Origin of the sequence: Pseudomonas sp. LABIM340, assembly GCF_040017195.2 — a bacterium.
In the GTDB taxonomy this organism is placed as follows: domain Bacteria; phylum Pseudomonadota; class Gammaproteobacteria; order Pseudomonadales; family Pseudomonadaceae; genus Pseudomonas.
The window spans coordinates 3,632,339-3,644,666 of the sequence record NZ_CM200227.1; the positions used below are offsets into that span (position 1 = coordinate 3,632,339).

General features: G+C 63.3%; 15 protein-coding genes and 4 tRNA genes. 8 read left to right on the forward strand and 11 right to left on the reverse strand.

Going from position 1 to position 12,328, the window contains the following annotated elements; translation table 11 throughout:
- The first annotated feature begins 8 nt into the window (after nucleotides 1–8).
- Nucleotides 9–374, forward strand: a complete 366-nt coding sequence (locus ABKS89_RS16695) for a DUF3509 domain-containing protein (protein ID WP_171039440.1) — start codon at nucleotides 9–11, stop codon at nucleotides 372–374.
- 103 nt (nucleotides 375–477) lie between these two features.
- Here ABKS89_RS16695 and ABKS89_RS16700 read toward each other — a convergent pair.
- The 8 genes from ABKS89_RS16700 to ABKS89_RS16735 all read right to left on the reverse strand — a co-directional run bounded on the left by ABKS89_RS16700 (nucleotide 478) and on the right by ABKS89_RS16735 (nucleotide 4,840).
- A tRNA-Leu gene (locus tag ABKS89_RS16700) sits at nucleotides 478–563 on the reverse strand.
- A gap of 155 nt (nucleotides 564–718) precedes the next feature.
- Nucleotides 719–792, reverse strand: a tRNA-Cys gene (locus ABKS89_RS16705).
- A gap of 35 nt (nucleotides 793–827) precedes the next feature.
- Nucleotides 828–903, reverse strand: a tRNA-Gly gene (locus ABKS89_RS16710).
- 68 nt (nucleotides 904–971) lie between these two features.
- Complete coding sequence (gene pgsA, locus ABKS89_RS16715; RefSeq protein ID WP_348586176.1) at nucleotides 972–1,532, reverse strand: CDP-diacylglycerol--glycerol-3-phosphate 3-phosphatidyltransferase; 561 nt, start codon at nucleotides 1,530–1,532, stop codon at nucleotides 972–974.
- Nucleotides 1,533–1,565: 33 nt separating this feature from the next.
- Nucleotides 1,566–3,392 (reverse strand): excinuclease ABC subunit UvrC, encoded by a 1,827-nt coding sequence (gene uvrC / locus ABKS89_RS16720; RefSeq protein WP_348586177.1) that lies wholly within the window; start codon nucleotides 3,390–3,392, stop codon nucleotides 1,566–1,568.
- A 2-nt stretch (nucleotides 3,393–3,394) separates the two neighbouring features.
- Nucleotides 3,395–4,039 (reverse strand): response regulator transcription factor GacA, encoded by a 645-nt coding sequence (gene gacA / locus ABKS89_RS16725; protein ID WP_017517075.1) that lies wholly within the window; start codon nucleotides 4,037–4,039, stop codon nucleotides 3,395–3,397.
- Between the two features lie 235 nt (nucleotides 4,040–4,274).
- Nucleotides 4,275–4,538, reverse strand: a complete 264-nt coding sequence (locus tag ABKS89_RS16730) for a hypothetical protein (RefSeq protein ID WP_348586178.1) — start codon at nucleotides 4,536–4,538, stop codon at nucleotides 4,275–4,277.
- Nucleotides 4,539–4,752: 214 nt separating this feature from the next.
- A tRNA-Ser gene (locus ABKS89_RS16735) sits at nucleotides 4,753–4,840 on the reverse strand.
- Nucleotides 4,841–4,974: 134 nt separating this feature from the next.
- Between ABKS89_RS16735 and ABKS89_RS16740 the strand changes: the two genes are divergently transcribed.
- The 7 genes from ABKS89_RS16740 to ABKS89_RS16770 all read left to right on the forward strand — a co-directional run bounded on the left by ABKS89_RS16740 (nucleotide 4,975) and on the right by ABKS89_RS16770 (nucleotide 9,226).
- Nucleotides 4,975–5,640, forward strand: a complete 666-nt coding sequence (locus ABKS89_RS16740; protein WP_045214826.1) for a Bax inhibitor-1/YccA family protein — start codon at nucleotides 4,975–4,977, stop codon at nucleotides 5,638–5,640.
- A 115-nt stretch (nucleotides 5,641–5,755) separates the two neighbouring features.
- Nucleotides 5,756–6,148, forward strand: coding sequence for a sulfurtransferase complex subunit TusD (tusD, locus tag ABKS89_RS16745; protein ID WP_138215517.1), 393 nt, complete (start codon nucleotides 5,756–5,758; stop codon nucleotides 6,146–6,148).
- Nucleotides 6,148–6,507, forward strand: a complete 360-nt coding sequence (gene tusC, locus ABKS89_RS16750) for a sulfurtransferase complex subunit TusC (protein ID WP_348586179.1) — start codon at nucleotides 6,148–6,150, stop codon at nucleotides 6,505–6,507. Before tusD ends, tusC begins: the two co-directional genes overlap by 1 nt.
- A complete protein-coding gene (gene tusB / locus ABKS89_RS16755; RefSeq protein ID WP_348586180.1) occupies nucleotides 6,507–6,809 on the forward strand; it encodes a sulfurtransferase complex subunit TusB in 303 nt (100 codons plus the stop codon). Before tusC ends, tusB begins: the two co-directional genes overlap by 1 nt.
- Complete coding sequence (locus ABKS89_RS16760; RefSeq protein WP_348586181.1) at nucleotides 6,806–7,141, forward strand: TusE/DsrC/DsvC family sulfur relay protein; 336 nt, start codon at nucleotides 6,806–6,808, stop codon at nucleotides 7,139–7,141. The genes tusB and ABKS89_RS16760 overlap by 4 nt, the downstream gene beginning before the upstream one ends.
- A complete protein-coding gene (locus ABKS89_RS16765; protein ID WP_348586182.1) occupies nucleotides 7,138–8,136 on the forward strand; it encodes a glycosyl transferase family protein in 999 nt (332 codons plus the stop codon). The genes ABKS89_RS16760 and ABKS89_RS16765 overlap by 4 nt, the downstream gene beginning before the upstream one ends.
- A gap of 88 nt (nucleotides 8,137–8,224) precedes the next feature.
- The gene (locus tag ABKS89_RS16770; protein WP_348586183.1) at nucleotides 8,225–9,226 is read left to right on the forward strand and encodes a glutathione S-transferase family protein; all 1,002 of its coding nucleotides are present in this window, start codon (nucleotides 8,225–8,227) and stop codon (nucleotides 9,224–9,226) included.
- Between the two features lie 75 nt (nucleotides 9,227–9,301).
- On the opposite strand, the gene ABKS89_RS16775 is transcribed toward ABKS89_RS16770, so the two are convergent.
- From ABKS89_RS16775 to serS, 3 genes are read right to left on the reverse strand one after another with little or no spacing between them, the layout of a single operon-like run.
- On the reverse strand, nucleotides 9,302–9,640 hold the full coding sequence (locus ABKS89_RS16775) for a lysozyme inhibitor LprI family protein (RefSeq protein ID WP_518300945.1): 339 nt from the start codon (nucleotides 9,638–9,640) through the stop codon (nucleotides 9,302–9,304).
- Nucleotides 9,641–9,645: 5 nt separating this feature from the next.
- Nucleotides 9,646–11,031: a siroheme synthase CysG gene (gene cysG, locus ABKS89_RS16780; RefSeq protein WP_348586185.1), complete on the reverse strand. Its 1,386-nt coding sequence runs from the start codon at nucleotides 11,029–11,031 to the stop codon at nucleotides 9,646–9,648.
- A gap of 1 nt (nucleotide 11,032) precedes the next feature.
- A complete protein-coding gene (gene serS / locus ABKS89_RS16785; protein ID WP_348586186.1) occupies nucleotides 11,033–12,313 on the reverse strand; it encodes a serine--tRNA ligase in 1,281 nt (426 codons plus the stop codon).
- Nucleotides 12,314–12,328 lie beyond the last annotated feature (15 nt).

Consider the following 12,328-nt stretch of genomic DNA (forward strand, 5'->3'; position numbering starts at 1 on the left):
ACGACACCATGCCAATCGACCGCCTGCCTGCCGCCCAATACCTCTGCCAGGTCTTCTCCGATTTCGAAGTGAGCTTCACGGCTCGACCGGACGGCAATCTGATCATGACGCTGAGCAAGAATGCGGGCGAACACATCGCCTGTCGCGTGGTGCGCCTGGAAGAGCAACGTAATGAAGAACTGCTGACCAGCCTGGTAGGCCGTATTCGCCGCGACCTGGCGACAGAATATGGCCCGCTGAAGGAGCATGATGCCGACCACTTCAAGGAAGAGGTCCCGCTGCAGAACTTCTACGAGACAGCCGAGCCGCTGCGCCAGCGCCGCATCGTCAAGGCCGGTGCGAAGCTACGCTCGATAGCCAATATTGGAGCCTGAATGGGCGAGCAATAAAAAACCCGGCCTTGGCCGGGTTTCTATTGTTTGGATCACTCGCCTCGATTCAGGTATGCAGTCTGCAACGAATCGGGAAAGAGGAAGATGGTGCCCGGAGCCGGAATCGAACCGGCACGCCCAAAGGGCGAGAGATTTTAAGTCTCCTGCGTCTACCGATTTCGCCATCCGGGCGGCAGCGCGTTGCAGTGTCTCCAGGTGCAAGCCCGGAAAGGGCTGGACTATATACAGCCCCACTCCCCCTGCGCAAGTTGCTGAAACTCGCAATCCCTGCAGCGGGCTAGTAAAGAAAAAGCCCTGTAAATCTTGGATTTACAGGGCTTTTCTATTGGAGGCTGAGGTCGGAATCGAACCGGCGTTCACGGATTTGCAATCCGGTGCATAACCACTCTGCTACTCAGCCATAACACGGATGAATCAAGGCGAATCATCAAAATCTGGAGCGGGAAACGAGACTCGAACTCGCGACCCCGACCTTGGCAAGGTCGTGCTCTACCAACTGAGCTATTCCCGCGTTGTCGTGTTGACGGGCGCCATTCTAACGATTTGGAAATGCCTGTCAACTCCTTGATTCAAAAATACTTATTTCTCTTTCGGGCTCGTATTCAGGTGCGGCCATGCCGCCACCAGATAGTGCAGCATCGACCACAGCGTGAGAATCGCGGCAACGATCAGCAGCGCATAACCAACCAGCACCCAGAAAGTCATCAGTGGCAGATTGGCCAGGAGGATGACCAGCGCCAGCATCTGCGCCGCGGTCTTCCACTTGCCCAGACTGGAAACGGCGACATGCGCCCTCGCCCCGATCTCTGCCATCCACTCGCGCAGTGCCGAGACCACGATCTCGCGACCAATGATGATGGCAGCTGGCAGCGTCAGCCACAGGTTCGCATGCTCTTCCACCAGCAGCACCAGTGCGGTGGCGACCATCAGCTTGTCCGCCACCGGGTCGAGGAAGGCGCCGAAAGGCGTGCTCTGCCCCAGCCGACGCGCCAGGTAGCCATCCAGCCAGTCAGTGGCGGCAGCCAGGGCGAATACGGAGCTGGCAGCCAGGTGGCTGGCCGGGAACGGGAGATAGAACAGCAGGATGAAGATCGGAATGAGCAGAACGCGGAGCAGTGTGAGCAGGTTCGGGATATTCATCGGGTCGGAAGGTCTGCGAGTTGAGCCGGCATTCTACTCGCTGTGCAGTGCAGCATAAATCTGCTCTGCCAGCTTTTTGCTGATACCGGGGGCTTTGGCAATTTCATCGATACTGGCTCTGCCCAGCTCCTGCAACCCGCCGAAATGCTTGAGCAGGTCACGACGGCGCTTGGGCCCGACGCCGGCAACGTCTTCTAATGTGGAGGTGCGACGAGCCTTGCCGCGCCGAGCACGGTGGCCAGTAATCGCAAAGCGGTGCGCCTCGTCGCGGATCTGCTGGATCAGGTGCAGCGCGGGCGAGTCGGCGGGCAATGTGAATTCATGTTCGGCGTCATTGAGGTACAGCGTCTCCAGACCGGGCTTGCGGGTAACGCCCTTGGCAACACCGAGCAAAGTCAGCCCCACTACTGCCAGTTCCTGGAGCACTTCCTGGGCCATCGCCAGCTGGCCTTTGCCGCCGTCCACCAGAAGAATGTCGGGCATCTTGCCCTCGCCTTCCTTCAGGCGGCTGAAGCGGCGCGTCAGCGCCTGGTGCATGGCGGCGTAATCGTCGCCGCCGGTGATACCTTCGATATTGAAGCGGCGATAGTCCGACTTCAGCGCACCTTCCGGACCAAAGACCACACAGGAGGCCACGGTCGCCTCGCCACTGGAATGACTGATGTCGAAGCATTCGAGCCGCTGCGGCGGCTCAGGCAAATCCAGCGCCTCACCCAGCGCATCGAAACGCGCGGCCATGTGCTGGCGATTCGCGAGGCGGGCGGCGAGCGCCTGTTCGGCATTGGTCACCGCCAGCTGTTGCCAACGCGCGCGAGTGCCGCGGACCCGCGGGGTGATTTCCAGCAGGCGGCCACGGGACTCCTCGATGGCCGAAGCCAGGATCGGGAAGTCTTCATGCACCGCGTTGACGATCAACTCGTTCGGCAGATCGCGTTCGTGATGGCTGAGGTAGTACTGCCCGAGGAAGGCCAGCAGGACGTCGCCCACCTCCTCCTCGATCGCTACCTGCGGGAAGAAGTTCTTGCTACCCAGCACCCGCCCGCCGCGCACACTGATCAGGTGCACGCAGGCGCCGCCAGGATTGACGATGGCCGCCACCACATCGACGTTGCCCGTGCCGAACTCCATGCTCTGCTGGTCCTGCACGCGGCGCAGGATCTGCACCTGGTCGCGCAGCTCCGCCGCCTTCTCGAAGTCCAGGCGCATCGCCGCCTGCTCCATGCCGGTGGACAGTTCTTCGGCTAGCACATTGCTGCGCCCTTCGAGGAACATGATCGAGTGGCGCACGTCTTCGGCGTACTCCTCCTCGCTCACCAGCCCGACACAAGGAGCCTTGCAGCGCTTGATCTGGTACTGCAGGCACGGGCGCGTGCGGTTGCGGTAGTAGCTGTCCTCGCACTGGCGCACGAAGAAGGCCTTCTGCAGCAGCGCAAGGCTTTCGCGGATGGCGCCAGCGCTCGGGTAGGGACCGAAGTAACGCCCTTTGGCCTTCTTTGCACCACGGTGAATGGTCAGGCGCGGGAAAGGGTCCTCACTCGACAGGAAGACGTACGGGTACGACTTATCGTCGCGCAGCAGGATGTTGTAAGGCGGCCGCCACTCTTTGATCAGATTCTGCTCGAGCAGCAGCGCCTCGGTCTCGTTGGCGGTGATGGTCGTCTCGACCTGGGCGATCTTCGCCACTAGGGCGGCCGTCTTCGGCGCCAGGCCTGACTTGCGGAAATAACTGGAGAGACGCTTCTTGAGGTCCTTCGCCTTGCCGACATACAGCAGCTTGGCCTCAGCGTCGAACATGCGATAAACGCCCGGCCGCCCGCTGCAGGTGGCCAGGAAAGCCGCCGAATCGAACGATTGCGCCATGATCAGTTGCTGGCGTCGACCATGCCGTGCCGGACAGCCAGCAAAGCCAGCTCGACGTCACTGGTGATCGAGAGTTTCTCGAAGATCCGGTAGCGGTAGGTATTCACGGTCTTGGGCGAGAGGCACAGCTTGTCCGAGATGCTCTGTACCTTGTGGCAGTTGGCAATCATCAGCGCAATCTGAATCTCGCGCTCGGACAGGGTGTCGAATGGCGATGCATTTCTTTCCGGCTCGAAGGATTTCAGCGCCAGGTTCTGGGCAATCTGCGGGCTGATATAACGCTGGCCGGCAAATACCTGGCGAATCGCCTGGACCATCTCGTCCAGGGCCGCGCCCTTGGTGAGATAGCCGGCGGCGCCAGCCTGCATCAGGCGAGTCGGGAACGGGTCCTCTTCGCACACCGTCACTACCACGACGCGCACGTCGGGCTGGCTGCGCAGCAGTTTTCGGGTGGCTTCCAGGCCGCCGATGCCGGGCATCTTCACGTCCATCAGCACAACATCGGGCTTGAGCTCGCGAGCCAGCTGCAATCCGCGCTCGCCGGAGTCGGCCTGCCCGACGACCTGCAGGCCGTCGATATCAGCCAGCATGCGGGTAATTCCGGTGCGCACCAGATCGTGATCATCGACCACCAGCACCTTAATCACGCAGCACCCCTTGAGCAGAATGGAATGGCGAGCCCCCGAAAAGAGACCCCGAACAATTGCCGAACCTTAACAGAAAGCGGCTCTACGACCTAGCTTGGAAGCGGTTCGCCAAAATGCAAGCGCCAGAGAAATGCAGCGCAGGCGGGATAAATGCTGACAGATGCCCGCCGGGCCGTCTAGGACGGCCGTGCCGGGAACTCTCTGCAGGAAGGATCGACTGCAATACAGGTGGAACTCAGGCTTCGACGGCATCCAACAGGGCCCACGGCTTGTAGCCTGCGGCGCGCGCCGCCTTTTCCGCCTCGAGGATCGCCTCGGTGCGACTCAGCGAGCGTGAACGATGCTCGAAGCGAAACGCGGGCCCACCTTCTGCACGCACACTGAGAATAATCAGATAGCCCCGCATGGGGTTACTGACTTCCCGAGTGGTTTTCTCTTTCTTCGGAGCAACGCCCAGCGCTTCGCGCATCTGCCGCTCGAGATCTTCGACTTGGTTCATTCAGGGTTTCCGGAGGGTGGTACTTGAAGTTTAACTGAGCGGATCAACGTCCTACAGAATCATCTATCGGGATGACCGGCTTTTCTGATGCTGTTCAACTTGTGCAATGCAATTGCCATGAGCGCGATGCGCAATTGGAGAGAAACCCTAATGCGAAGCATCGTCGCCAGAAACGCGAAAGCCCCGCATTGCGGGGCTTTCAACGTTGCAATAGTGGCGGAAGCGTAGAGATTCGAACTCTAGGACAGTTGCCCGTCGACGGTTTTCAAGACCGTTGCCTTAAACCACTCGGCCACGCTTCCACATGAGCGGGCGGCAATATTACCGGATCGCAACACACTGTCAAACTCTGATGATTCAGCACGCTTTTCCCTCTGTTATGATGAGTACCACTACGGTCATGGATCCGTATCCCGCTTAACAGGAGTGTCTCGACATGCAAGAACGGCAATATCTCGACTCCACAGCCGTGGAGCAGAAAGAGGTCAGCGGCGTCCTGCGCAACACCTATGGCCTGCTGGCCCTGACTCTGGCCTTTAGCGGCCTGGTAGCCTTCGCGTCGCAGCAGATGCGTCTGCCCTACCCCAGCTTCTTCGTGGTGCTGCTGGGCTTCTACGGCCTGTTCTTCCTCACCGTGAAGCTGCGTAACAGCGCCTGGGGCCTGGTCAGCACCTTCGCCCTCACCGGCTTCATGGGTTACACCCTCGGCCCGATCCTGAACATGTACCTGGGCATGGCCAACGGCGCGAGCATTATCTCCTCGGCCTTCTTCATGACCGCCCTGGTGTTCTTCGGCCTGTCCGCCTACGTACTGACCACCCGCAAGGACATGAGCTTCCTGTCCGGCTTCATCACCGCGGGCTTCTTTGTGCTGCTGGGCGCCGTGCTGGTCTCGTTCTTCTTCCAGATCAGCGGCCTGCAACTGGCCATCAGCGCCGGCTTCGTGCTGTTCTCCTCGGCGATGATCCTGTTCCAGACCAGTGCAATCATCCAGGGTGGCGAGCGCAACTACATCATGGCCACCATCAGCCTGTACGTGTCGATCTACAACCTGTTCATCAGCCTGTTGCAGATCTTCGGCATCATGGGCAGCGACGATTGATCCTCGCGCCTCCCAGGAAAAAGCCCGTCTCGACGGGCTTTTTTCATTTTCGGCGCGGCAAACATCTGCATAGCGCCGTATCATCCAGCGAAAATTCGCCGATCAGGCCTGCTCCATGAAGTTCGTCATCGCCCTCTTCTCTCCGCCGCACTCGCCGGCAGCCCGACGCGCCCTGCGCTTCGCCGAGGCTGCATTGGCTGGCGGCCATGAAATCACCCGGCTGTTCTTCTATCAGGACGGCGTGCATAGCGCCTCGGCGAACACCGTCACCAGCCAGGATGAACTGGACGTCGCCGCCGCCTGGACGCGCTTCGTCGCCGATCACCAGTTGGACGGAGTGGTCTGCATTGCCGCCGCGCTGCGCCGGGGCGTGCTCAATCCGGAAGAAGCCAACCGCTATTCCCGTCCCGCCGCGAACCTGCAGGCGCCCTGGGAGCTTTCCGGCCTCGGCCAGCTGCATGAAGCAGCGCAACTGGCGGACCGCCTGGTCTGCTTTGGAGGCAACTGATGGCCAAGTCCCTGCTGATCATCAGCCGTCAGGCGCCCTGGGCCGGCCCCGCCGCCCGCGAGGCGCTGGATATCGCCCTGGCCGGCGGCGCCTTCGACCTGCCGATCGCGATGCTCTTCCTCGATGACGGCGTGTTCCAGCTCGCCCCCGACCAGCGCCCGAGCACGGTCGAACAGAAGGACCTGCAGGCCAATCTGCAAGCCCTGCCGCTGTTCGGCGTGGAAGCGCTCTATACCAGCAGCCGCAGCCTAGCCGAACGCGGCCTGGACGGCGCCAGCCTGACACTGCCCGCCCAGGCGCTGGGCGATGCCGCGCTGCGCAACCTGCTGCAAACCCACGACCAGGTGATCACGATCTGATGGCTACTCTCCACCTGCTCTCGCACTCCCCGTTCAATGACGGCCGATTCGACAGTTGCCTGCACCTGCTGGGGGCAGACGACGGCATCCTGCTGAGCGGCGATGCCACCTACGCGCTGCGACCCGGCAGCAAACCTGCACAGATGCTCCAGGCGCTACCCACTGGCAACGCATTATTCGCCTTGCAGGAAGACCTTCAGGCCCGCGGCATGGACGATGCACCCGCCCACGTCGTTGCCGTCGATTACCCCGGCTTCGTCGAACTCTGCACTCGTTTCGACAAGGTGAACGCCTGGCTATGAGCACTCTACTGATCAACGGCCAAGCCCTGCCGCTGGACAAGGACGGCTATCTCGTCGACCTCAACGACTGGAGCGTCGTCGCCGCCGAGGCCCTGGCGCACAACGAGGGCATCCACCTGACTCCCGAGCATTGGGAAATCCTCCTGCTGCTGCGCGAGTTCTACGGCGAGTTCCAGCTCTCGCCGGCCAACCGTCCGCTGATCAAGTACGCCGCCCAGAAGCTGGGCGCGGAAAAGGGCAGCAGCCTGCACCTCAACCTCCTGTTCAAGGGCACACCGGCCAAGCTTGCCGCCAAGCTCGCCGGCCTGCCGAAGCCGACCAATTGCCTATGACCGCCTCCCCGCTCGTCCTGCAGACACCCGCCGAACACCCCTTCGCCCAGTTCGTCCGCATCCTGGGCAAAGGCAAGCGCGGCGCGCGCGGCCTGACCCGCGAGGAGGCCCGCGAAGCCCTTGGCATGATCCTTGACGACAAAGTCGAGGAAGCCCAGCTGGGTGCCTTCCTGATGCTGCTGCGGCACAAGGAGGAAAGCGCCGAGGAACTCGCCGGCTTCACCGAAGCCGCGCGCTCCCGCCTGCAGGCGCCGAAGATCACCGTGGACCTCGACTGGCCCAGCTACGCCGGCAAGAAGCGTCACCTACCCTGGTACCTGCTGGCCGCCAAGTGCCTGGGTGGCAGCGGCACCCGTATCCTGCTGCATGGCGGCGGTGCGCATACCGCCGGCCGGGTCTACAGCGAACAGCTTCTGGAACAGCTCGGCCTGCCGCTGTGCCGTGACTGGAATTCCGTCAGCGCAGCCCTGGACGCCAAAGGCATCGCCTTCGCCCCGCTGGTCGACTGGATGCCGCGCCTGCAGCGCATGATCGACCTGCGCAACACCCTCGGCCTGCGCTCCCCCATGCACTCGGCCGTGCGCCTGCTCAACCCGCTGGGCGCAACCTGCGTCCTGCAGAGCATCTTCCATCCTGGCTACCAGGAGGTGCACCGTGAGGGCAGCCGCCTGCTCGGCGACTATGCCATCGTCATCAAGGGCGAAGGCGGCGAGATCGAGATGAACCCCGACGCCACCTCCCACCTCTATGGTTGCCGCGACGGCGAAGCCTGGGACGAAGAGTGGCCGGCGCTGTCGCCGCTGCGCCACGTGAAGCCGGAAACACTGGACCCGACCCACCTGGCCGCCTTCTGGCGCGGCGAAGCCGAAGACGCCTACGGCGAACTGGCCGTCCGCGCGACCATGGCACTCGCCCTGCGCGCCATGGGATTGCAACGCGACGAAGCCTTCGCGGAAGCCGATAGGCGCTGGGCTGCGCGGGATAAATCGATTTAATCGATACTTGGAATCCTGTTTTTGCGCTAAACAATCGAGCCGCAGCCGATAGACTGGTCCCATCTTCCCCGTGTTCTGGAGCAATGAGATGGGACAGTTGATCGATGGCCGCTGGCATGACCAGTGGTATGACACCAGCAAGGACGGCCGCTTCCAGCGCGAGAACGCGCAGCGCCGCAACTGGGTTACTGCCGACGGCCAACCCGGCCCCACCGGCGAAGGCGGCTTCCGCGCTGAAGCCGGCCGCTATCACCTCTACGTTTCACTGGCCTGCCCCTGGGCCCACCGCACGCTGATCTACCGCCAGCTCAAGGGCCTCGAGTCACTGATCGACGTTTCGGTGGTCAGCTGGCTGATGCTGGAAAACGGCTGGACCTTCGACAGGGCCCTTGGCTCCACGGGCGACAAGCTCGACGGCCTGACCTTCCTCCATCAGCGCTACACCAGGGACGATGCGAACTACACCGGCCGCGTGACCGTGCCGGTGCTGTGGGACAAGCACGAGCAACGCATTGTCAGCAACGAATCGGCGGAGATCATCCGCATGTTCAACAGCGCCTTCGACGGCATCACCGGCAATCCGCTGGACCTCTACCCGGAGCCGCTGCGCGCACAGATCGACGAATTGAACGAGCGCATCTACCCGGCGGTGAACAACGGCGTGTACCGCGCCGGCTTCGCGACGACGCAGGACGCCTATGAAGAGGCCTTCAAGACTCTGTTCAACGAGCTGGACTGGCTGGAAGAGCGCCTGGGCGAGCAGCGTTACCTGGCCGGTGAATACCTGACCGAAGCCGATGTGCGTCTGTTCACCACACTGGTCCGCTTCGACGCGGTCTACCACGGCCACTTCAAGTGCAACCTGCGGCGCCTGGCGGACTACCCGAACCTGTCCGGCTGGCTGCGCGAGCTGTATCAACTGGAGGGCGTTGCCGGAACCGTGGATTTCCAGCACATCAAGAACCACTACTACGCCAGCCACCGCACCATCAACCCGACCGGTGTCGTGCCGCTCGGCCCGCTGCAGGACTTCACCGGACCGCACGGGCGGGACCATCTGCCGGGTAAAGGGATCGCGCGCAAGGGCTGAGTAGCGCACCGCTCTTGTAGGAGCGGGCTACGCCCGTGATTCGCGAACAAGGTCCGCTCCTACAGGAGGGCCGAGTCAGATCGGTTTGTCGATACCGTCGTAGACCTTCTGCAGCGCGTCCAGACGTTCCTGGTAGCGCTGCTTGAGGCAGGCCTTGTTGGCGCCGCAGGCGCGGCGCTGCTCCAGCCAGGCAAGCTGGGAGTCGCCCAGGTTGCCACGCATGCCCATGGCGAACAGGCCGCGCAGCAGGCGGTAGGTCGTCGCCACCTGCACATCCATCTCGGACAGCTGGCGATCCGCGCAGATGGCTTTCTCGTCAGCCTGCCTGGCCTTCTTGCAGTCGAAGCTGGCCGCATGGGCCGGCAAGGCGAAGCAACCCAGAGTACACGCGACACCCAGGATCGCAACGCGCAAGGATCTCACTGCTGCCCCTCGAACCACGCCAGCTTCTCACGCAGCTGCACCACTTCCCCGACAATCACCAGGGTCGGCGCATGTACTTCATGCTCGGCCACCAGCTCCGGCAGGTTCGCCAGGGTGCCGGTGAACACGCGCTGGTGCACCGTGGTGCCCTGCTGGATGAGCGCCGCCGGCGTGTCGGCGGAGCGACCATGACGCACCAGTTGCTCACAGATGACCGGCAAGCCGACCAGGCCCATGTAGAACACCAGGGTCTGCCCGGGGGCGACCAGATCGTTCCACGGCAGGTCGGTGCTACCGTCTTTCAGATGGCCCGTCACGAAGCGCACGGACTGCGCATAGTCACGATGAGTCAGCGGGATACCGGCGTAGGCCGCGCAACCGCTGGCCGCCGTAATACCCGGCACGACCTGGAACGGGATGCCATTGGCCGCCAGTTCGTCGATCTCCTCGCCACCACGGCCGAAGATGAACGGATCGCCGCCCTTCAGGCGCAGCACACGCTTGCCCTGCCGGGCCAGCTCGACCAGCTTACGATTGATCTCGTCCTGCGGCACGGCGTGGTCCGCACGGCGCTTGCCGACGTAGAGCCGGTCCGCGTCACGGCGACACAACTCGAGGATGGCCGGCGCAACGAGGCGGTCGTAGAGCACCACGTCGGCCTGCTGCATCAGGCGCAGGGCGCGGAAGGTCAGCAGGTCGGGATCGCCCGGACCGGCGCCGACCAGATAGACCTCACCGCGAGACTCGGCCTGCGGCGCTTCCAGCTTGTCCGCCAGCAGGCGCTCGGCTTCGCCCGGCTGGCCGGCGAGCATGCGCTCGGCGATCGGGCCCTGGAACACCTCTTCCCAGAATTTCCGGCGCTGCTGAAGATCCGGCAGGCGCTGCTTCACGCGCTCGCGGAAGCGGCTGGCGAGACCAGCCAGTTGGCCATAGGTCGCGGGAATCCAGGTCTCCAGCTTGGCGCGCAGCAGGCGCGCAAGCACCGGTGCGTCGCCGCCACTGGAAACCGCTACTACCAGTGGCGAGCGGTCGACAATGGCCGGGAAGATCACACTGCACAGGGCCGGCGCATCGACCACGTTGACCGGCACCCCGCGTTCGTTGGCGTCGCGGGAAACCTGGGCATTGAGCGGCTCATCGTCCGTGGCGGCGATGACCAGCACGCAATCCTGAAGGTCGCCCTGCGCGTAGGGGCGCAGGAGCAATTCACCCGCGCCCTCCTCGATCAGCTCACGCAGCTCCGAATGCACTTCCGGAGCCACGACTCGCAGCACTGCGCCGGCGTCGCTCAGCAGGCGCGCCTTGCGCAGTGCGACATCACCGCCGCCGACCAGTAGCGCGCGACGTCCGCGCAGGATGTGGAACAGCGGCAGGAAGTCCATCTCAGCCGATTACCTCGATGCCCGCCATGTACGGCTTGAGCACTTCCGGCACACGGATCGAACCGTCGGCCTGCTGGTAGTTCTCCAGCACGGCGACCAGGGTACGGCCCACGGCCAGGCCCGAGCCGTTGAGGGTGTGCACCAGCTCCGGCTTGCCGGTTTCCGGGTTGCGGTAGCGCGCCTGCATGCGGCGGGCCTGGAAGTCGCCACAGTTGGAGCAGGAGGAAATCTCGCGGTATTTGTCCTGGCTCGGCACCCAGACTTCGAGGTCGTAGGTCTTGGCGGCGCCGAAGCCCATGTCGCCGGTGCACAGCGCCAGAGCACGGTACGGCAGCTCCAGGGCCTGGAGGACTTTCTCGGCGTTGCCGACCAGGCTTTCCAGGGCTTCCCAGGACTTGGAAGGCTCGACGATCTGCACCATCTCGACCTTGTCGAACTGATGCTGGCGGATCATGCCGCGGGTGTCGCGGCCCGACGCGCCGGCTTCGCTGCGGAAGCACGGGGTGTGGGCGACGAACTTCATCGGCAGCTCTTTCGCGTCGAGGATCTGCCCGGCAACAATGTTGGTCAGCGAGACTTCGGCGGTCGGGATCAGATACAGGTCCGCTTCGTCTTCGCGCTGGATCTTGAACAGGTCTTCCTCGAACTTCGGCAGCTGGCCGGTGCCTTGCAGCGCCGGAGCCTGCACCAGGTACGGGGTGTAGGCCTCTTCGTAGCCGTGTTCGCGGGTGTGCAGGTCGATCATGAACTGCGCCAGGGCGCGGTGCAGGCGGGCGATCGGGCCGCGCATCAGCGCAAAGCGGGCGCCGGACAGGCGCGCGGCGGTCTCGAAGTCCAGCCAGCCGTGCTGCTCGCCCAGGGCGACGTGGTCCTTGATTTCGAAATCGAAGGTGCGCGGAGTGCCCCAGCGACGGACTTCGACGTTCTCTTCCTCATCAGCACCCACCGGCACGGACTCGTGGGGCAGGTTCGGGATGTTCAGCAGCAGGCTGTCGAGCTCGGCCTGGATGGCGTCCAGCTCGCGCTTGCCGGACTCCAGATCCTCGGCCATGCGGTTGACTTCGGCCTTCAGCGGCGCGACGTCTTCACCATTCTTCATGGCCTGGCCGATGGCCTTGGACCGCGAGTTGCGCTCGGCCTGCAGGGTCTCGGTGCGGGTCTGCACGGATTTACGCTGGCTCTCCAGCGCTTCGATGCGCGCCACGTCCAGGGTGAAGCCGCGGGTGGCCAGGCGTTCGGCCACTTCCTGCGGCTGGGTACGAACCAGTTTGGAATCGAGCATGGTGTCTTCTCGTGT